We start from the raw sequence: 18,586 nt of genomic DNA on the forward strand, positions 1-18,586 counted from the left end.
TGAAATATGAGGTATTAAGCCACATCTAGGAGGTATAAGGTCGACCGTTCGTCACAGACAGCGGGTGACGCGCGACGTACGGCCAAACTGTTAGGGACGCGGAAGCCGTATGGCCGATCCATGTCAGATAGCCGGGACCCGGTCGAGGCGCGTGCGGAGAATGGACGGGACCTCTACGAGGTGTCGACCTGGGAGGTGCGAACGGGGTTCGACAGGCTGTCGGCCGGGCTCTACTCCGTCGGCGTCTCGGCGGCGCGGCTGTTCGTGATCCTCGTCGCCGTGGCCATCCTCGGCCTGCAGTTCGCGCTCGGCGGCCTGGGCGCCGTCACTGACCCGATCATCGGCGTCTTCGTGTTGCTGTCGGCCGTGCCGGCGCTGGCGCTCGCGGCCTACGTCTGGTACGCCGACGTGACGACGTCGGAACCGCTCGAACTGCTCGTCGGTACGTTCGTCCTCGGCGTGCTGTTCGCCGGTTTCGCCGGGATCCTGAACGGGATCGCCGACTGGGGGATCCAGTCGATGGGGCTGACGGTCGGGATCGTCGGCTTCGCCGCCCAGATCCTCTTTTTCTTCCTCGTCGTGGGACCGGTCGAGGAGACGGTGAAGCTCCTGGCGGTGTGGCTGTACCCCTATCGAAAGCCGGAGTTCGACGCCGTCGTCGACGGGGCGGTCTACGGCGCGATGGCCGGGCTGGGCTTCGCGACCATCGAGAACGCCCTCTACATCTCCGGACAGACGCAGGGGATCGCCGACCCGCTGAGTCTGATCGCTGCGGGCAGCAGCATCTCGGCCGTCCGCGCGCTCGCGGGACCCGGCCACGTCATCTACTCGGCGTTCGCGGGCTACTACCTCGGACTCGCGAAGTTCAACAGCGAGAACGCCGGTCCTATCGTGGTGAAGGGGCTGCTCATCGCCGCGCTCGTCCACGCGACGTACAACTCGCTTTCGAGCGTCGTCCCCGCCATCGTCGCGAACCTCACCGGGATCCCGTGGTTCGTCGCCTTCTTCGGGTTCATCATCCTCTACGACGGCATCTTCGGGTTCCTGCTCATCCGAAAGATCTCCCGCTACCGGAAGGCCTACCACGAGACTCACGACGACGCGCCGGGGGGACAGAAATCGGAACTCACCGAGTTCGACGGCTGATCCGGCGGTCTCTGCCGTCTTAGGGACCTATCGGTACTCGCCGAGCGCCTCTCGCACGGCGGCCACGTCGGCGCCGGCCTCGACGTCGCGGTCGGCCAGGCCGAGCATCCGCTCGACGTACTTCGCGAACACGTCGACCTCTACGTGAACCGCGTCGCCCGGTTCTTTCGCCGAGAGCGTCGTCTCGTGGTACGTCGTCGGGATGATCGCTACCGAGAACGTCCCCGCCGCCTCGTCCAGCGCGGCGACCGTCAGGCTGATCCCGTCGAGCGCGATCGAGCCCTTCTCGACGACGTACTGGGCCAGCCCCGGCGGTAGCTCGAAGGTGTACGCCCAGTCCTCTCCCACGCGCTCGACGTCGACGATATCGGTCGTCCCGTCGACGTGGCCCTGGACGACGTGGCCGTCGAAGCGCTCGTCGGCCGCGAGCGCCCGCTCCAGGTTGACCTCCTGGCCCTCGACGACGGAATCGAACGTCGTCCGATCGAGCGTCTCTGCGGCCAGGAACACCGAGAACCACTCCCCGTCCTCGTGCTCCTCGACGGTGAGGCAGGCGCCGTCGACGCTGACGCTCTGCCCGCCCTCCAGACCCGCATAGCTCGTCCCGATCCGGAGCCGGCGGCCGGCGTCCGTGTCCTCGATTCCGACGATCTCGCCCGTCTCCTCGACGATACCGGTGAACATACGACTCGGTTGGGAAGATCGTCACAAAAGGATTATCGTTCCCAGATGTGGAATGAGATCGGCGACCGCGGGTTCCCGGAGGCGGGGGGCTTTTGCCGATCGGGAGGGTATCCGAGCGCATGGCGCGCAGTATCCTCGGAATGGTGGGGCTCGGGGCGACGCTCGTATTCGCGATCCCGGTCGCGATGCTGGGGTTCGACTACCTCGTGCTCCAGGGGAAGACGGGTATCGGTGCCGCCTTGCTGGTCGCCGCGGGCCTGATGATCGCGATCGAGGAGTACGTCACGACGCCGGGCGACCTCGCGGGGACCGCCGTCGAGAAGACGCTCGGGACCGTCGTGAAGTCGCCGGACGACGACGAGAACTGAGACTGTCGGGACTCCGCGGTGGCGACCGGCGGCGGTCGCGGTGCGAGGGCAGTGCCGAACCGAAACAGATCCAAGCGTTAAAATCGTGAGGATGTGACACGGCGGATATGCGCCGCTCCGACTCCGAGTCACCCGCCCGCGACGAGTCAGACGACGCCGCGGACGCGCCAGAGTCCGAGCCCTCCTCTCGCGCCGATGCCGGCGACGGACGGGACCCTGCGCCCGATCCGGACCCCGACGACGGTGCCTCCCGGTTCGGTCGGTCCGACCGTCTCGACGAGGCGACTCGGTGGGTGCTCGGGATCGTCGTCGCCGGGTTCGTCGTCCGCCTCGCCTTCCTCGGTGCGCGCGTCGCGCACTACGACGAGGGGCGCGTCGCCTGGTGGGCCGATTACTTCCTCGACTCCGGCCAGTTCGAGTACCGCTACATCATCCACGGTCCGTTCGTCCAGCACGTCAACAAGTTCGTCTTCGACGCCTTGGGCGCCAACGACTTCACGATGCGACTGGTCGTGGTGGTGATCGGCGGCCTGCTGCCGCTGTCGGCGCTGCTGTTCCGCGAACACCTCGAACGCGACGAGATCGTGGGCGTCGCCTTCTTCCTGGCGCTGAACCCCCTGCTCGTCTACTACTCGCGGTTCTACCGGAGCACGCTGATAGCCGCCGCGTTCGCCTTCGTCGCGTTCGGCCTGCTCGTGCGCGCGTACGACGAGTGGAACGTCCGCTACGTCCACGCGGCCGTCGTCTTCGTCGCGCTCGCGTTCACTGCGAAGGAGAACGCCGCGGTCTACCTGCTGGTGTGGATCGGTGCGAGCGCCCTGCTCGTGGACCAGTTGCTCTTTCGGACCGGCGACGACCAGTCCGGCTTCGAGTGGCTCAGGGCCCGCGTCGACGAGACCGACCGGCGACCCCTCGCCGAGTACCTCGCCGACTTCGTCTGGCACTTCGCAGTCGCCATTTTCCTCTTCCTCGGCGTCACCCTGTACTTCTACGCGCCGCGGTCGCCCGGAACCGAGGCCGTCGGCTTCTGGCAGACCGTCTGGAACCCGACGCTGTTCCCCGAACTGTTCAACCGGACGCTCGACGACGTGGTCGAGGGGTACAGCTACTGGTTCGGCGGCGCGACCGACGCGGGCTGTCGGAAGGATAACATCGTCGACGCGTACCTCTGTTTCCTCGGGCAGGAGCTCCACGCGATGGCCCAGGCGGCGTTCGCCCTCACGGCGATGGCCGTCGTCGGCTTCATCGCCGAGCGCTGGGGCCGCGTCCGCTCGCGCGGCGTCGTCCTCTTCTGCGCCTACTGGGGCTTCGTCTCGGTCATCGGGTATCCGCTCGGGACGGACATCGCCAACGCCTGGATCGCGGTGAACGCGCTCGTCCCGCTGGCGGTCCCCGCCGGCGTCGGCATCGCGCTCGTCGTCGACCGCGCGCGCGACTCGCTCCACACCGGCTCGGTCCGCTTCGGCGTCACCGCGTTCGTCCTCCTGCTTATCGGCGGCTACATGGCCGCCTCCATGGCCGGAAGCGTCTACCTCGACCCGGCCAGCGACGACAACGAACTCGTCCAGTACGCCCAGCCCGCCGACGACTTCCGCCCGTCGATGCGGGTCCTCGAAGAACGCGCCGGGACGCACGAGGGGACCGACGTGCTCATCGTCGGGTCCAGTTACGTCCGTGAAAATCCCCGCAGCGGCGGTCTCGAACCGAGGTGTTCGAGCATCAGCAACACGCTCCCACTGCAGTGGTACATCGAGGCCTACGGCGCGACGGGTGACTGCATCCAGAGCGCCGAGGATGCGGTTCAGCAACTGCAAGGGGAGCCGCTCGACCCGCTCGTCGTCATCGCACCGGAGATACTGGAGAACGACCTCAGTCCGGCGCTGGAAGGCTACGACTCGGAGGTCCACCGCCTGCGCGCCTACGGGAGCGAGGCCGTCTTCTTCACCGACCGCTCGTCCGCCTCCGGGGCGTCCGCCGGGAACGCGACCGCGCCGCAGCCGGCGGGCGGGTGACCGACTGCGAACGCGCCGCTCCCGTTAGTCCACTTCTATCGCAGGTCACGCTCCCGTTCCCAACCCCGGAGGAGCGCCGTCAGCGTCTCGTTGACCGGGACCGGCCCCTCGGCCCGGTCGACGACGGCGCCGTTTATCGCGTCCACCTCGGTCCGTTCGCCGGCCTCGATATCCTGGAGCATCGACGACCGATTCGCGGCCGTCGCGTCGGCGACTCGCTCGACCGCGCTCGCGGCCGCCTCGTCAGAGAGGTCGATCCCGCGCTCGCGTGCGACCGCGGCCGTCTCGACGGCGGCCCGACGAGCCGGGACACCCGCCGGCCCCTCCGAGAGCGCGCCGTTCTCCGCCCGAACGAGCGCGGTCACGGCGTTGATCCCGGCGTTGACCGCGAGTTTCTCCCAGAGGCGCCGCGGCATGTCCGCGGCGACTGTCGTCTCCACATCGGCCGCGTCGAAGGCGGCGCCAACCCGGTCGGCGTGGGGCGAAGACCCACCGTCGGGCGGGCCGAGCACCACCTCGCCGCGACCGGTACACTCGACGCGGCCCGGGCCGCGCAGGCGAGCGCCGTAGGTACACGTTCCGGCCAGCACCGGACAGGCCAGCTCGTCGGCCAGTCGCTCCTCGTTGCCGAGTCCGTTCTGCAGCGAAAGGACGCCGCCGAGATCGGCGTCGGCGAGCGCCGCTGCGGCCGCGTCCGTGTCGAACGCCTTCACCGTCACGACGGCCAGATCGAAGCGCCCGTCGGGGACGGTCGTCACTGCCGCGGGTCGGACGCGGGCCAACACCTCCCCCTCGATGCGGAGGCCGGCGTCGCGGATGCGCTCGACGTGCGGGTCCCGGCCGATCAGCGTCACTTCGTGGGCGCGTGCGAGCAGTCCGCCGAGGAGGCTGCCGAGGCTCCCGGCGCCGAAGACGAGGACTCGCACGGGGTTCAGTCTTCGATCCAGTAGTAGATGTCCTCGCGGGCGGCGCCGCAGTTGGGGCACGCGTCGGGGAGGTCCTCGACGTCGCCCATCTCGCCGCACTCCCAGCAGCGCCACATCAGCTCCGCCTCGGCCGCCTCGCCGGTCGCGAGGTGCTCGCCCGACAGCGCCGCGATCCCCTCGTCCGTGGTCACGTAGAACCCGTGTTCGTCGAATCCACGGACCGTCCCCAGTTGGTTCCCCTCGTCGTCGTAGACCGCCTGGCCGAAGCCGATCTCGATCTCCTCCGCTGGCTGGCTCATACCGGATCTTGTCGCGACTCGCGCATAAAAGTACGTGACAGGGCTGCAAACGGGCCGTCACGCCAGCCACCGCGGCCGCTCACTCGTCGCAGACGTCCGGCTCCGTCCCGTCGGGCTCCTCCGACCCCTCCGACCCGTCGGGTGCGTTCGGACAGTCGCCATCCAGTTTGCGCTCACGTGGGGACAGAGCGGCGTCGAAGGCGGAAGCGTCGTCTATCCGCCGAAATCCGTCGGCGAGGTCGCGTCGAAGCCGGTCGATCTGTCGGTCCAGTCTGTCGCGTTTCGGCGCCGCGTCCTCGTCTTCGTCCGCGACCGCCGCCCGCTCCTCCGCGAGCGCGTAGTACTCCTCCAGCCGTTTCCGATACCGGGCGCGGGCCGCCAGTCGCGACACCGTCGCGCGAACCGCGTCCTCGTCCCACTCCGCGACAGCGTCGACCGGCACCTCCGGGCCGTCCCGGGGACTGTCCCGGTTCCGGTCTCGGTCCCGGCCCCATATCCAGTCGCTGTCCGCCTCCGAATCGAGAACCGCGATCCGCCAGCCCGTCTCGGAAGTCCGCAGCTCGGCCAGGATCGGTTCGAGCGGTCCGTCGCGGAGGTCGCTGCCGACGAGGACGACGTCGACTTCGTCGTCCAGCGTCTCACGGAGCCCCGCGGGGCTGTACGCCGTCCTGACCGTGCCGTCGCCGCGGAGCGTCGCTGCCATCGAATCCACCGCCCCAGCGTCGGCACCTGCGAGCACGACCAGGTGCCGTCCCGAAGTCATGTTCGGCGTCTCACCAGGGAGGTATAAAGAGCCACCCCTTTGCCGTCCCGCGATTTCCTCACCGGTCGACGACGGTGAACCGCGGCCCCTCCGACTGGACGACCGTGTCGCAGAGGATCCGAAACGTCTCCACGGTCGTCGGCTCGTGGGCGTCGGGGTCGAGGTGGAAGAACGCGACGCCGTCGACGCGCCTGGTCACCTCTCCGAGCGTGTAGACGAACTTGAACGCGGTCGACTCGTCGACGTGTCGAAGAATCCCGGTCAATGAGTGGACCGCGACGCCGACGTCGTCGCCCGCGTCGTCGGCGCGTTCGAGCACGTCGCTGATTCGCCGCCCGAGCGCCTCCAGGTCGGTCGGGTCGGAGACTCGCTCGACTGTCGCGTCCGTCGCACCGTCGGTCGCAACCGCCGCGGAGCGCGTGGTTTCGTCGACTTCGACGCACGTGACCGGTTTCGTCCCCGACAGCGTGCTGTGCGTCCACAGCGAGAGCCACTCCGATGCGGATCCCGTGAGCGTTACCGCGGCGACGCGGTCGATGCTGTCGTCGATTCGCCGGAACGCTCGCACGCAGGCGTCCATCGATCGGCTCTGTACGTCGGGCGCCAACAGGAGGACCGTCGTCGCGTCCGCGAGAGCGTCCCCATCGTCGGATCCGCCCGTCATCTCCCCCCCACCCTGTGTTCCCCTCTCACCATAGACATCTCGACAGCGGACCTACGTGACAATGAATCTTATTATTCTCTGACATCCTATCGTCCGAAGACCACTCTCTCCAGCCGAACCAGATTCCAAACGAGACGCCACGAGGCACCGATTTCTAATCTCTCTCGTAGATACTGATAATACAATGGTTAATTTATCTCTAATTTTTAGATAAATTCAATCAGGTAGCGGATAAATAAATATTTGGCTATGAGCCAAGAATCAACGCGACTCCGCGAATTCCTCGAAGAGAACCCCAAATGGATCGGCGTCATGTTCAGCGCGCTGTTGCTGCTCTCGCAGGCCGGCTCCGCCGCAGCGGCCAACGGCGGCTCGCTGACCGGTCCCTGAGTTACAAATCGGAAACGTCCATACTCCAGCAGAGAGAGTCGTTAATTTCTACTGGAATATCCTGCTTGTGGAGGAAATCGATAGTCTCTGGTGCTGTTAACGTATGTGTTCCCATCTGGCCGGAGTTTATGTAAAACGAGGTCACGCCGTCAATTTGAGGAATGAACACCGTACCCATCGGTGTTGACAGGGTTGGATATCCAAACAGCGTGAGGTCATAGGAATCCTCTGCCTTCTCGACAACGGCTTTATTCGGAGTCCCAGACCGATTTTCGACGATGGAGGCACTTGCGTCACCTACGACCAGATAATGATGACCAATCTGCTCGTACTGCTTGATTATCGACACAGTTGCTGCAAGCGAGAAGCCTTGGTTGAGTAACTTTGCGACGGTACGACCGACGGAGGTCGCTGCCTCGTTGACGATGTCGGTTACTGTCGCAATTCCGGCCATCGCCCCACTCTCCACTAGGCCCCGTCCTTGTTCATAGGAGTCACACGCATTGAGGAGGAAGGCACTGACATTAATCTCGGAGAGGTGTCGCGTATCGAGATATCCATCGGTACAACGGATGCCCTCGTCGTCGACGTGGCCGATATAGTGGAAGAAGTCGATGTCCGACTCCAGAACCTCGCGCATCTCCACTGTTGTCAACTGATCCTGGAACGAGATATCGAACTCGACCCAGTCACGCGTCCCGTAGATTTCTGAAACGACGTTCTCGTCGGTCATCTCTTCATCGTTGCAGACGACTGCGACCCGAATCTGTGGGTCAGTCGTCGGTTCGAACGTTAGCCGACGATAGTACGCGTCGACCGTCATCTTGCTCGCACCGACGGGGAGTCCATTACCGACGTACGCCTGTTCGATGCTGTCCGCAGGGTCGGGACGGAAGATATCCGTCTCAGCCGTAGAGGTTGAGGAGTTGGTCGACCGTGCTTTCGTGCTCCGACGTAGCGCCTGCGGGTTGTCGCGGAAGAACGACTCCACTTGCTCTGAAAGGTCCTCCAGCGCCTCGTCGTCCGAGGGGACCGCTCCCGGGCAGCGGACGATCGCGAGTTCGTTCGCGAGGAACGGAAGCGCGCTGACGTATTCGGCGTACGGCCGAACGTCGGCGGTCAGTTTCCACTTTGGGACGATATCTTCGAGCGACTCGTACGGGATTTCGAGATAGGCCCTGAGCTGTTCGGGAAGCGACTGGTCGTAGACGCTCGCGAAGTCGATATCCACTCGTTCTTCCACTTCTGCACGTTCGTGTAGGTCTACCTGATAGTATCCTTCCGTGCGCGTGGCGCAATCCAGCAAGAGGACCTGTTTGAGGGTTCGGGCGACAGCGGGTTCGAACCCATCATCGTCGTCCAGTGGATACGACCATTCGTCGGTAACGATTCGGGGAGACGGGCCCGGTTGTAGCGTCGCCCCGAGATAATACACGAGCGGGACGACGGGATAGATGAACTCCTCCACGGGCGGCACTTCGATAGCGACTCCGTTGTCCGGAGAATCGATCGCCTCTGGGATCGAGAGTTCATCTCCCAGTTCAATTAGCGGAGGGTGTCCCCGTAACGACGGGAACGATCGCTCACAACTGGTCGTTTTCAACGCCGACCCGAGCGTCGAAAGGGCAGCCATGATATCTTCAGGTTTCTCTGTTGTCGTAACAGTAGCCGCAGGTTGCTCGTGTACGGAGCGGGCGCCGACGTGTACGTGATTCGTCTCGGAGAACGACAAGCGGACGCAATCTTCCATCGAGGTGATTGCGATCCCGCCATCGACTGCTAACTGTAGTTTGACCTGCGTAGTTGCCAACTCGACGTTATAGCGGCCAGGAGGGAGGGTCACTGAATCGTGATCGTTGACTTCCGCGACGGTGTTCCCATCCTCGTCGCGAATCCACAGCGGAACGAAATACGGCGTCTCGATCGTGTCGGTTCGGATCGTCGCCGCGGTGTCTGCGGGGAAGTAGAAACGGTCGGTGTCACAGTCGGAGATGTCCGGTTGCTCGGGGGTGAGAAGCGCGAACTGGGTCTCCTGGATCGGGTCGACGATCTGCGCGCCGTCGCGACTCGGGTGCGGGCGGATCTGCGGGCGGGTCGCGTCCAGGTCGATTGTCATGCTGTAGAGGGCTCCTGCGCTCTCCCCGTGGGGCAACGGCAGTCCACCCGTGCCCGTCCCCCCGAGACGAGTATCCGAGCAAACGCAGTGGGGAGAAAAAAGCTTGTTGGCCCGGAAAACCCGTCAATCAGAGAACAGGCTCGTGTGAACCGGCGCGAACGACGGGTCGTCGTCCTCGGGGGGTTCGTCGGTGTCGGTGACGGCCGTCCCGTCGACGCCGTCCGCGAGGAAGTCCGCGAGCGGCGGACCCACGTTCTCGGGTTCGACGAGGAAGGCGTCGTGGCCGTGGTCGGACTCCACGACGTGGTGGGCCGCGTGTACGTCCGCGTCGCGCAACGAGTCGGCGAGTTCCTCGGCCTGCGCGGGAGTGAAGTGCCAGTCGCCGGTGAACGACATGACGAGCGCCTCGCCGTCGAAGGCCGCCAGCGCGTCCTCGTCGGACTCGAAGCCCGCCGAGAGGTCGTAGTTGTCCATCGCGCGGGTGAGATAAAGGTAGGCGTTGGCGTCGAAGCGGTCGACGAACGACTCCGCGTTGTAGTCGAGATACGACTCCACGTCGCGGTAGGGGAAAAAGCCCGCCGCGGGGTCGGTCGGGAACGAGCGCGCGGCGTCCCGGCCGGCCGCGCGGCGACCGAACTTCTGTTCCATCGAGGCCTTCGAGAGATACATGACGTGGCCGATCTGACGTGCGAGGGCGAGTCCGTCGTCGGGGCTTGGGCCATCGCCGTAGTAGTCGCCGCCCTGCCAGTCGTCGTCGGTGGTGATCGCCCGGCGGGCGATGGCGTCGAGCGCGAGACACTGCACGTCGAGGCGAGCGGCGGCGGCGATGGGGACGATGCGCTCGACGTGGTCCGGATGCTGTTTCGCCCATTCGAGGACGTTCATGCCGCCGACGCTACCGCCGACGACTGCGTGGAGATGCGGGATCCCGAGTTCGTCGAGCAGTTGTCGCTGGGCGTCGGTCCAGTCCGCGACGGTGACCGCCGGGAAGTCGGTGCCATAGGGCTCGCCGGTCTCCGGGTTCTCGCTGGCGGGACCAGTCGTGCCGTAACAGGAACCGGGGACGTTCGCACAGAGGACGTAGTACTCGCGAGTGTCGATGGCCTTGCCGGGACCGACGATGTCGTCCCACCAGGCGCGGGCCTGGCCGTCGGTCTCCTGGTCGGGGTGGCGCCCGGCGACGTGAGCGCTCCCGGTGAGCGCGTGACAGACGAGGACGGCGTTGTCCCCGGTGAACTCCCCGTAGGCCTCGTAAGAGACCTCGAGCTCCGGGACCGAGCGGCCGCACTCGAACTCGAACTCGCCGAGCGAGACCGAGTCGCGTTCGATCTCCATCTACGAGTCACCCGGTTCGTTCGCCCGCTCGATAGCGCCGTCGACGTCCGCGAGCACGTCGCCGACGTCCTCGATCCCGACCGAGAGGCGCACGAGGTCGGGCGTGACGCCGCTGGCGCGCTGTTCCTCCTCGGAGAGCTGGGCGTGGGTCGTGCTCGCGGGGTGGATGACGAGCGTCTTCGCGTCGCCGATGTTGGCGAGGAACTGGGCGAGGTCGGTCTCCTCGCAGAAGCGCTTGCCGGCCTCGAAGCCCCCGGTCAGACCGAAAGCGATCATGCCGCCGTAGCCCCCGCTCAGGTACTCGGTGGCGTAGTCGTGGGTCTCGTGTGATTCCAGACCCGGGTAGGTGACCCACTCGACACCGGGGTGGTCGGCGAGGAACTCCGCGACGGTCTGGGCGTTCTCGCAGTGGCGTTCCATCCGGAGTTCGAGGGTCTCGGTGCCCTGAAGGGTCGCCCAGGCGTCGAATGGTTTCTGGCCGTCGCCGAGCGAGCGGACGCCGCGCTGGCGAGCGGCCATCGCGAACGCCTTCTCGCCGAACCGTTCGGCGAAGGTGACGCCGTCGAAGGCGCCGTTGGGCGCGCCGATTTCGGGGAACTTCTCCGGATAGTCGGCCCAGGGGAACGACCCGCCGTCGACGAGGACGCCGCCGACGGTGGTACCGGAGCCGTGGATCCACTTGGTGGTCGACTCCCAGACGACGTCTGCGCCGTGGTCGAGCGGATTGCAGAGCGCGGGCGTGCCGAACGTGTTGTCGACGAAGACGGGGACGCCGCGCTTGTGGGCGACGTCTGCGATTTCCTCCATCGGGGGCGTGACCAGCGAGGGATTGCCGATGGTCTCGTAGTGGACGTAGGCGGTGTTTTCGTCGATGGCCTCGGCGTACGCCTCGGGGTCGAGCGTGTCGACGAAGCGCGTTTCGATGCCGCGGCGGCTCCCCATGTTCGAGAGGTAAGAGTGGGTGCCGCCGTAGATAGACGAGGCGGTGACGACGTTGTCACCGGCGCTGGCGAGGATAGAGGTGCCCGCGTCGAGCGCGGCCATGCCGGAGCCGGTGGCGACGGCGGCGGTGCCGTTCTCGAGGGAGGCGAGCCGGCGCTCTAGCGTGGAGACGGTCGGGTTGTCGAACCGCGAGTAGACGTTCCCCCCGTCGTCCAGCGCGTACCGGTCGGCCGCGGTGTCCGCGTCGTCGAAGACGTACGAGGTCGTCTGGTAGATCGGCGGGGCGCGGGCCCCTGTCGCCGGATCGACCTCCTGGCCGGCGTGGACGCAACGCGTCCCGAAGGCGTACGGATCGGTCATGTGTGTCGTGCATATATCCCCAAACATCTATAACCACGAGTTACGGCAAATATCTCAGTGATAACGGTTGGCACGACCGCTGCCGGCGCGTCAGTGTCGGTCGGTTTCGACGACGTCGAGCGAGCGGTCGACGGTCACGTCGAGGCCTTCTCCACCGGCTTCGAGCGGGACGGTCACGCGCAGCGGGTCGCGCTCCGTAACGGCGATATCGTCGGGGTCGCAGGCGTCGGCGGTCCACAGCAGATCCGTCAGCAGGTCGGGCGCGTTGGCGGCGACGAAGGGCAGCACGTCGGGGTGATAGACGAGCACCTCCGGGAGGTCCGTCGAGAAGAAGTTCTTGCAGTACGAGCAGTGGTGGACGACGGCGGGGCCGGGCATCGCGTGTTCGAGGTCGCTGGACTTCTCTTCCTCGGGGACCACGTCGTGGTACATCTCGCTGGCACAGGTCGGGCAGACGTCGCTGGCGACGGTCATGAGATCCCGGCGGGCGTAGACGCTCGCCGCCCACAGCACCGCGTCGGGGTCGTTCGACCGGATGGCGCCCGGCGGGAGGTGGTACTTGAACGCCAGGTCGCCGCAGTCCCGGCAGCGGACGACGAGCATGCTGTTCCGGTAGGTCGCTTCCAGTTCGCCGTCGCAGGCGACGCACGCCGAGTCGACGGGGAACGGGTCCACTGTCGTCCGGTCGGTGAAACTGTCGGCCTTGATCGCCTGGTAGAGGATGACACCGGGATACAGCAGGCCGTACCCCTCCGCTTTCTCGGTGACGAAGACGTCGAGCAGTTCCTGGAGGTGGTAGTTGAACCGGCCGCTGTCGGTGACGTCACAGCGGCGGCGCAGTTCCTCGAAGGGGAGCGGCCGGGGCTGGCTTCCCTCTTTGGCGTCGCCGAGTTCGAGGAGAATGGATACTCGCAGTTCGTTGCCGAGGAGGGCGAACGCCTCGGCCGGCGGAACGGACCGTTTCTCGGAGACCTCGAACGCGTCGCTCATGCCCACGCACCTCGGGGCGCACCCATTTATCACTGTCTCTCCCCGTGCAGCGGGGTAGGAAAGGTCGCCGCATGTTCGTCGGCGCATCGAGCGGTCGACTTATACTCGTCCGCGTCCGTCACTCGACCGACCGATGGCGCCGTGGTACGCCTGGACGCCGTGGGGCGGCGAGTTCTGGGTCGCCCGTTTGCTCCTCCAGCGCGGGATCGCGCTGACCTACCTCGTCGGCTTCCTCGTCGCCGCCCGGCAGTTCCGTCCGCTCGCCGGCGAGGACGGCCTGCTCCCGCTCGGCCAGTACGTCGAGCGCTACGAATTTCGGCAGAAACCGTCGCTGTTCTACTTCCTCGACAGCGACCGCGCGCTCGCCGCGGGCGCGTGGCTGGGTGTCGTTCTCGCCGCGCTCGCGCTCGTCGGAATTCCCGGCCGTTTCGGCACACCCGTCTACGTCTTCGTCTGGACGGTGATGTGGGGGCTGTACCTCTCGTTCGTCAACGCCGGCCAGACCTTCTACGGCTTCGGCTGGGAGTCGATGCTCTGCGAGGCGGGCTTCCTCGCCATCTTCCTGGGCGCCCCCGACCTGATCGCCCCCGCTGTCGTGATCTACCTCTTCCGCTGGGTGGAGTTCCGCAACATGCTCGGCGCCGGCCTCATCAAGATCCGCGGCGACGACTGCTGGCGCGAGCTGACGTGTATGGACTACCACTACGAGACCCAGCCGATGCCGAACCCGCTCTCGTGGGTCGCCCACCGCCTCCCCGACCGATTCCACCGCGTCGAGGTGCTCGGCAATCACGTCGTCGAACTCGCCGTCCCGTTCTTCTACTTCGGACCACCCCGCGTGGCTGCCGCCGCGGGAGTCGCCACCGTCGGCTTCCATCTCTGGCTGATGCTCACCGGCAACTTCGCGTTCCTGAGCTTTCTGAGTATCGTCCTCGCCGGGAGCCTGTTCGCCGACGTCGTCCTCGCCGGCGTCATCCCGTTCTCGGTCCCCGCAGCGGGGTCGCTCGCGCCGCTCCCGCTGTGGTACCAGGTCGCCGTCGCGGGCCTCGCCGTCCTCGTCGCCGCGCTGAGCTACTACCCCGTCAGGAACATGATCTCCTCGACGCAGGCGATGAACCGCGCGTTCGACCCGCTCAATCTGGTCAACACCTACGGCGCGTTCGGGTCGATCACCCGCGATCGCTTCGAACTCGTCGTCCAGGGGACCGACGACGCGGTCGTCACCGACGACACGGAGTGGGAAACCTACGAGTTCCCCGGAAAGCCCACCGACCCCGAACGCCTGCCGCCCCAGTGGGCGCCGTACCACCTCCGGCTGGACTGGCAGCTGTGGTTCGCCGCGATGTCGCCCTCGCCCGCGCGCCACCCGTGGTTCGTCCACTTCCTCGCCAAACTGCTCGCCGGCGACGACGGCGCGCGCTCGCTCCTCCGGACGGATCCCTTCCCCGACGACCCGCCGAAACACGTCCGCGCTCTGCGCTACCGCTACGGGTTCACCTCGTTCGGCGAACTGCGCGAGAGTGGCCGATGGTGGTCTCGCGAGCGCGTCGGCATCTACTACGGCCCCGTCTCGCTCGACGACTCGCGGTTCAGACTCACGCTCCAGCGGCAGGGCTGGGAGGTGCCCGAACCGGAAGGGAACGAGAGCGAGGAGCGCGAGGTCATCGCCCGAATTGCCGGGACTGAGTAGTTTGTCGGATGCGGTGGCGCGCGCTGTCGCGCCTCTCGTGGCGCGACAGCACCGTGCGAGGGATGAGTAGCGCAGGGAGCGAAGCGACCGAGCAACGCAGTCGGATGGGGAGGTGTGAGGCTGTCTGCGGTACCGTGCAGTGGGTGGGAATGAAAGGGGCGACCGGTTCGGCGAAGCACGGCGACGTAAGCACCGTGGTTCGAGAGAGCGAAGCTCTCTCGTCATCTGCTCACGGGCGGCAAAGCCGCCCGTTCGCAGGTTCGTGGGACTCTGAGAGTCCCACGCTCATCACGAAAGAGCGCAAAGCGCTCTTTCGAACGACAGCGGAACGAGGAGCGCAGCGAGCCGAATCAGTCGGGGCTTTCAACTCTGTTCAGTAGTCAATCGATCTAGTCGTTTTTCCAGAAGAAAATCTTCGTGCCAGTTGATTCCCTGACGTTGGTTGTTCTTCGGCTCCTCGTAGCGGATTTCCATTTTTCCAGTCGCCGCTTCGTCGATGTTGACGAGATATGACTCGTCGAGAACGGGATTGTAGACGGCGAAGTGATCGATATCGCCCTCGTACCCGTCGCGTTCGTACCCGTTACTTCGAACGCGAGTGCTGAGCGTCTCGAATTGAACTGTTCCAGAGGACCGCTGGTAGGCTGTTTTCGCCTGTATCCGGCTGAAGACACCGTCGAGTTCGACCACGAAATCGTACGGTTCGTTATCGAACTCAGGAACCAAGACAGGGATGTCGCGGACGGTGAACTCCATCTTCAGTATCGATTCGGTCGCCTGTCCGCGCTTTTGTGTCTCCTCTAACTCCGAAAACAGATCTGCTCTCTTGCTCATCCTGATGAGATGAATAGTTCATAGATTGAAAACATTCGGCCAGGAAGTGAAACTAAAAGAACGCGACAGCCAGCATCTTCGGGAGTGCGCGAAAAATAAAACGCCACCGCCAGGACTCGAACCTGGGACAACCTCGTGTCTGCGGCACGCAGGTGACCTGCGCACCCTAACAGCGAGGTGCTCTACCAACTGAGCTACGGCGGCACGCATCCATTCATAGCCGGAGTTATTGTATAGGGATTTCGCTTTGGACCCGCCGCGTCACGGAGTCACGCACCACGAGCCCCACCCAGATGTCAGCAGAGGTGATTTTAACCCTTCACCCGTCGAACGCGGTCGCATGTCGACAGCATCCGTCACTCTCGAAGTCGGAGACGACACCTATCCCGGACGACTGAACGAGCCCGAAAATCCCACAGAACGGGGCGTACTGATACTCCCCGGGATGGGACACGGGCCGTTCGGCGACGTGTTCGACCGGTTCGCGGAAGCGGCCGCCGACCGGGGACTGCTGGTTGCGCGCTTCGAGACCTGGACCGGTCAGGACGACCTCGCCGAGAAGAGCGAGGCGGACATGCAGCGGGAGCTCGATGCACAGATCGAGTTCCTGCGCGAGCGCGACTGCGAGCTCGTCTCCGTCGTCGCCAAGAGCTTCGGCGGGCGCCTGGCGCTGACGCATCTGTCGACCGAACACGTCGCGCGGATGGTCCTGTGGGCGCCCGCGGTGTTTTTCGGCGAGTACGACGACCGGCCGACGATCACCGTCGACGAACTCGCCGACGTCGAGCCACCAACCCTGATTCTCCAGGGCGATGCGGACGAGGGCCTCTCGGTCGAGAACGCCCGCGACCTCGCCGAGCACCTCCCCGAGGGCGCGGTGGTCGAACTCCCCGGCGAGGATCACTCGTTCCGGAACGACCAGAGCCGAATCGTCGACGAGACCCTCGATTCCCTCTCTAGCTGAGGTCACGATCGAACGTGAACTCATATACCCACTCAGAGAGCCGGCCGTGTCCCGATTTCACCGGCGTTCGGATCGACCGAATCCTCAGCTGAGATGACCGCCTCGCCCGTCATCGAGCGACAGGTAGCGCCACGCCGCGTAGGCCAGAACCGGGACGAGCGCGGCGAAGACGCCACCCAGTACCGTCCCCGGGATGAGAACCATGTAGGTGAACAGCCCGAGCGAAGCGACGGCGGTCGCGACCACCGCGAGTCGATTCGAAGTGACGTCCATGGGCGACAGTACCGACCAGCCAGTGATAACTGTTGTCTAAATGTTATTTCCGGCACCGCTCCGACGCGCGATTTAGACGCCACCGCGCATCAGACAGATTTTCACGGGTCCCGCCGAACCCACGCACATGAGCGACGAGTTCGACGCGGTCGTCGAGCGGGTCCGCGAGCGGGTCGAGCCCGACGCGGCCGAGCGCAAGCGACTCGACCGGGTCGCCGAGGAGTTACGCGAGCGCGCACGGGCGGCCATCGCCGACCTGCCGGTCGACGCCGAGGTGATCCAGGTCGGGTCGACCGCGCGGGACACCTGGCTTTCGGGCGACCGCGACGTCGACCTGTTCGTCTCCTTTCCGCCCGGAATCGACCGGGGAGACCTGGAAGCCTACGGACTGGAGGTCGGCCACGCAGTCCTGCCCGAAGGTCACGAGGAGTACGCCGAACACCCGTACGTCAAGGGGACCTGCGACGGGTTCGACGTGGACCTCGTGCCCTGCTACGCGGTCGAAGACGCGACGGAGATCCAGTCCGCCGTCGACCGCACGCCCTACCACACCGAGTACCTCACCGCGCGCATCGACGCCGGTCTCGCGAGCGAGGTCCGCGTCGCCAAGCAGTTCCTCACCGGCATTGGTGTCTACGGCAGCGACCTCCGCACGCGCGGGTTCTCGGGGTATCTGACCGAACTGCTCGTCCACGAGTACGGAGACTTCCACGCCTTCGTCGAGGCAGCAGCCAACTGGCATCCGCCGGTGGAATTCGACCCGGAAGACCACGGCCGGGAATCCTTCGAGGACCCGCTCGTGGTCATCGACCCGACGGACCCCGAGCGTAACGTCGCCGCGGTCTGCTCGGCCGAGGCCGTCGCGCGCCTCCAGCACTACGCGCGCGACCTCCTCGCGGATCCGCGCGAGGAATTGTTCTACCCCGCAGAACCCGACTCGATCGACGCCGACGCCGTCCGCGAGGCCTTCGAGCGGCGCGGGACCACCCCGGTCGCGATCCGGTTCGACGCGCCGGACGTGGTGGACGACCAGCTCTACCCACAGCTCGACCGGTCGCTCGGCGGCGTCACGAGCGAACTCGACCGGCGGGGATTCGACGTGCTCCGCGCGGCCGCGTGGGCCGACGATACCGCCGTCTTGCTGGCCGAACTCGAAGTCGCCGAGCGGCCGACCGTCGAGCGCCACGAGGGGCCGCCGGTTCACGTCCGCGACCACGCCGAGGGATTCTACCAGGCGTACGTCGACGACGAACCGGAGGCAGACGGCACGTACGGTCCGTTCCTCGACGGCGAGCGGTACGTCGTCGAGCGCCCGCGGGAGTTCGAGACGGCCGTCGCATTCCTGGAGAGCGACGCCGTGTTCGACGTGGCGCTGGGCGCGCACGTCGAGTCGGCGATGGAGTCGGGGTACGCGGTGCTCGCGGGCGGGGACGTGAGCGAACTGGCCGCTGCGTTCGGCGTCGAGTTCGGGCGCTATCTGGACCCGCGTCCCTGAGCGCGGCATAAAAGTCTCGACACGGTCGACCGGGACCGAGGGGTCACTCGGTGTCGATCGCGTAGAGTCGCTGGCGGGCGTCCGCCGGGTAGATCCGTTCCTCGACGAGGTCAGCCTCGGTCAGGTCCGACAGCGCGCTGCGAACGCTGCGCTGTGAGAGCCGGGTTTCCTCGGCGAGCGTTTTCTGGGTCAGCGGTCCCTCGTACTCGAGGACCGTGTACACGAACTTCGCGCTCGGTGTCAGGTCGTCGAGTTGCGATTCCCAGTCACGATACGTTTGTTCCGTACAGCAACACACGGGGTGAAGTCACCAAGAGACTCGTTCCGTGCACACA

19 protein-coding genes and 1 tRNA gene are annotated in these 18,586 nt (G+C 65.8%); 7 read left to right on the top strand and 13 right to left on the bottom strand.

Features of this window, described 5'->3' with window-relative positions; translation table 11 throughout:
- Window positions 1-120 precede the first annotated feature (120 nt).
- A complete protein-coding gene (locus tag ACMGFH_RS11640) occupies window positions 121-1,146 on the top strand; it encodes a PrsW family intramembrane metalloprotease (RefSeq protein WP_415378612.1) in 1,026 nt (341 codons plus the stop codon).
- A gap of 27 nt (window positions 1,147-1,173) precedes the next feature.
- Here ACMGFH_RS11640 and ACMGFH_RS11645 read toward each other — a convergent pair whose 3' ends face one another.
- Entirely contained in the window at window positions 1,174-1,830 is a 657-nt protein-coding gene (locus tag ACMGFH_RS11645) for a riboflavin synthase (RefSeq protein ID WP_415378613.1), read from the bottom strand.
- A 119-nt stretch (window positions 1,831-1,949) separates the two neighbouring features.
- On the opposite strand from ACMGFH_RS11645, the gene ACMGFH_RS11650 reads away from it, so the two are divergent.
- Together ACMGFH_RS11650 and ACMGFH_RS11655 are read left to right on the top strand one after the other, a co-directional pair.
- Window positions 1,950-2,198, top strand: coding sequence for a hypothetical protein (locus tag ACMGFH_RS11650; protein ID WP_415378614.1), 249 nt, complete (start codon window positions 1,950-1,952; stop codon window positions 2,196-2,198).
- A gap of 107 nt (window positions 2,199-2,305) precedes the next feature.
- Complete coding sequence (locus ACMGFH_RS11655; protein WP_415378615.1) at window positions 2,306-4,210, top strand: flippase activity-associated protein Agl23; 1,905 nt, start codon at window positions 2,306-2,308, stop codon at window positions 4,208-4,210.
- A 35-nt stretch (window positions 4,211-4,245) separates the two neighbouring features.
- On the opposite strand, the gene ACMGFH_RS11660 is transcribed toward ACMGFH_RS11655, so the two are convergent.
- The 4 genes from ACMGFH_RS11660 to ACMGFH_RS11675 all read right to left on the bottom strand — a co-directional run bounded on the left by ACMGFH_RS11660 (window position 4,246) and on the right by ACMGFH_RS11675 (window position 6,862).
- On the bottom strand, window positions 4,246-5,136 hold the full coding sequence (locus ACMGFH_RS11660; protein WP_415378616.1) for a ketopantoate reductase family protein: 891 nt from the start codon (window positions 5,134-5,136) through the stop codon (window positions 4,246-4,248).
- 5 nt (window positions 5,137-5,141) lie between these two features.
- Window positions 5,142-5,435, bottom strand: coding sequence for a hypothetical protein (locus ACMGFH_RS11665; RefSeq protein ID WP_415378617.1), 294 nt, complete (start codon window positions 5,433-5,435; stop codon window positions 5,142-5,144).
- A gap of 79 nt (window positions 5,436-5,514) precedes the next feature.
- Window positions 5,515-6,198, bottom strand: a complete 684-nt coding sequence (locus ACMGFH_RS11670; protein WP_415378618.1) for a hypothetical protein — start codon at window positions 6,196-6,198, stop codon at window positions 5,515-5,517.
- A gap of 58 nt (window positions 6,199-6,256) precedes the next feature.
- Window positions 6,257-6,862: a hypothetical protein gene (locus tag ACMGFH_RS11675; RefSeq protein WP_415378619.1), complete on the bottom strand. Its 606-nt coding sequence runs from the start codon at window positions 6,860-6,862 to the stop codon at window positions 6,257-6,259.
- A 249-nt stretch (window positions 6,863-7,111) separates the two neighbouring features.
- On the opposite strand from ACMGFH_RS11675, the gene ACMGFH_RS11680 reads away from it, so the two are divergent.
- Window positions 7,112-7,252 carry a hypothetical protein gene (locus ACMGFH_RS11680; protein WP_415378620.1) on the top strand — a complete coding sequence of 47 codons (141 nt, stop codon included), beginning with the start codon at window positions 7,112-7,114 and terminating at the stop codon, window positions 7,250-7,252.
- A gap of 1 nt (window position 7,253) precedes the next feature.
- On the opposite strand, the gene ACMGFH_RS11685 is transcribed toward ACMGFH_RS11680, so the two are convergent.
- From ACMGFH_RS11685 to ACMGFH_RS11700, 4 genes are all read right to left on the bottom strand, one after another.
- On the bottom strand, window positions 7,254-9,368 hold the full coding sequence (locus ACMGFH_RS11685) for a hypothetical protein (protein WP_415378621.1): 2,115 nt from the start codon (window positions 9,366-9,368) through the stop codon (window positions 7,254-7,256).
- 123 nt (window positions 9,369-9,491) lie between these two features.
- A complete protein-coding gene (gene metX, locus ACMGFH_RS11690) occupies window positions 9,492-10,703 on the bottom strand; it encodes a homoserine O-acetyltransferase MetX (protein WP_415378622.1) in 1,212 nt (403 codons plus the stop codon).
- The gene (locus tag ACMGFH_RS11695) at window positions 10,704-12,005 is read right to left on the bottom strand and encodes an O-acetylhomoserine aminocarboxypropyltransferase/cysteine synthase family protein (protein WP_415378623.1); all 1,302 of its coding nucleotides are present in this window, start codon (window positions 12,003-12,005) and stop codon (window positions 10,704-10,706) included.
- A 90-nt stretch (window positions 12,006-12,095) separates the two neighbouring features.
- Window positions 12,096-12,995: a hypothetical protein gene (locus ACMGFH_RS11700; protein WP_415378624.1), complete on the bottom strand. Its 900-nt coding sequence runs from the start codon at window positions 12,993-12,995 to the stop codon at window positions 12,096-12,098.
- Window positions 12,996-13,128: 133 nt separating this feature from the next.
- On the opposite strand from ACMGFH_RS11700, the gene ACMGFH_RS11705 reads away from it, so the two are divergent.
- Window positions 13,129-14,685, top strand: coding sequence for a lipase maturation factor family protein (locus ACMGFH_RS11705; RefSeq protein WP_415378625.1), 1,557 nt, complete (start codon window positions 13,129-13,131; stop codon window positions 14,683-14,685).
- A gap of 363 nt (window positions 14,686-15,048) precedes the next feature.
- Here ACMGFH_RS11705 and ACMGFH_RS11710 read toward each other — a convergent pair whose 3' ends face one another.
- A complete protein-coding gene (locus tag ACMGFH_RS11710; protein ID WP_415378626.1) occupies window positions 15,049-15,519 on the bottom strand; it encodes a group I intron-associated PD-(D/E)XK endonuclease in 471 nt (156 codons plus the stop codon).
- Between the two features lie 101 nt (window positions 15,520-15,620).
- Window positions 15,621-15,723: transfer RNA gene (locus ACMGFH_RS11715), tRNA-Asn, on the bottom strand.
- 136 nt (window positions 15,724-15,859) lie between these two features.
- Here ACMGFH_RS11715 and ACMGFH_RS11720 point away from each other — a divergent pair.
- Entirely contained in the window at window positions 15,860-16,483 is a 624-nt protein-coding gene (locus tag ACMGFH_RS11720; protein ID WP_415378627.1) for an alpha/beta hydrolase, read from the top strand.
- A gap of 84 nt (window positions 16,484-16,567) precedes the next feature.
- Here ACMGFH_RS11720 and ACMGFH_RS11725 read toward each other — a convergent pair whose 3' ends face one another.
- The gene (locus ACMGFH_RS11725; protein ID WP_415378628.1) at window positions 16,568-16,756 is read right to left on the bottom strand and encodes a hypothetical protein; all 189 of its coding nucleotides are present in this window, start codon (window positions 16,754-16,756) and stop codon (window positions 16,568-16,570) included.
- Window positions 16,757-16,883: 127 nt separating this feature from the next.
- On the opposite strand from ACMGFH_RS11725, the gene cca reads away from it, so the two are divergent.
- Entirely contained in the window at window positions 16,884-18,251 is a 1,368-nt protein-coding gene (gene cca, locus ACMGFH_RS11730) for a CCA tRNA nucleotidyltransferase (RefSeq protein ID WP_415378629.1), read from the top strand.
- Window positions 18,252-18,294: 43 nt separating this feature from the next.
- On the opposite strand, the gene ACMGFH_RS11735 is transcribed toward cca, so the two are convergent.
- Window positions 18,295-18,474: a MarR family transcriptional regulator gene (locus ACMGFH_RS11735; protein ID WP_415378630.1), complete on the bottom strand. Its 180-nt coding sequence runs from the start codon at window positions 18,472-18,474 to the stop codon at window positions 18,295-18,297.
- Between the last annotated feature and the right edge of the window lie 112 nt (window positions 18,475-18,586).

It is taken from the genome of Halosimplex rarum (assembly GCF_047715405.1).
In the GTDB taxonomy this organism is placed as follows: Archaea; Halobacteriota; Halobacteria; order Halobacteriales; family Haloarculaceae; genus Halosimplex; species Halosimplex rarum.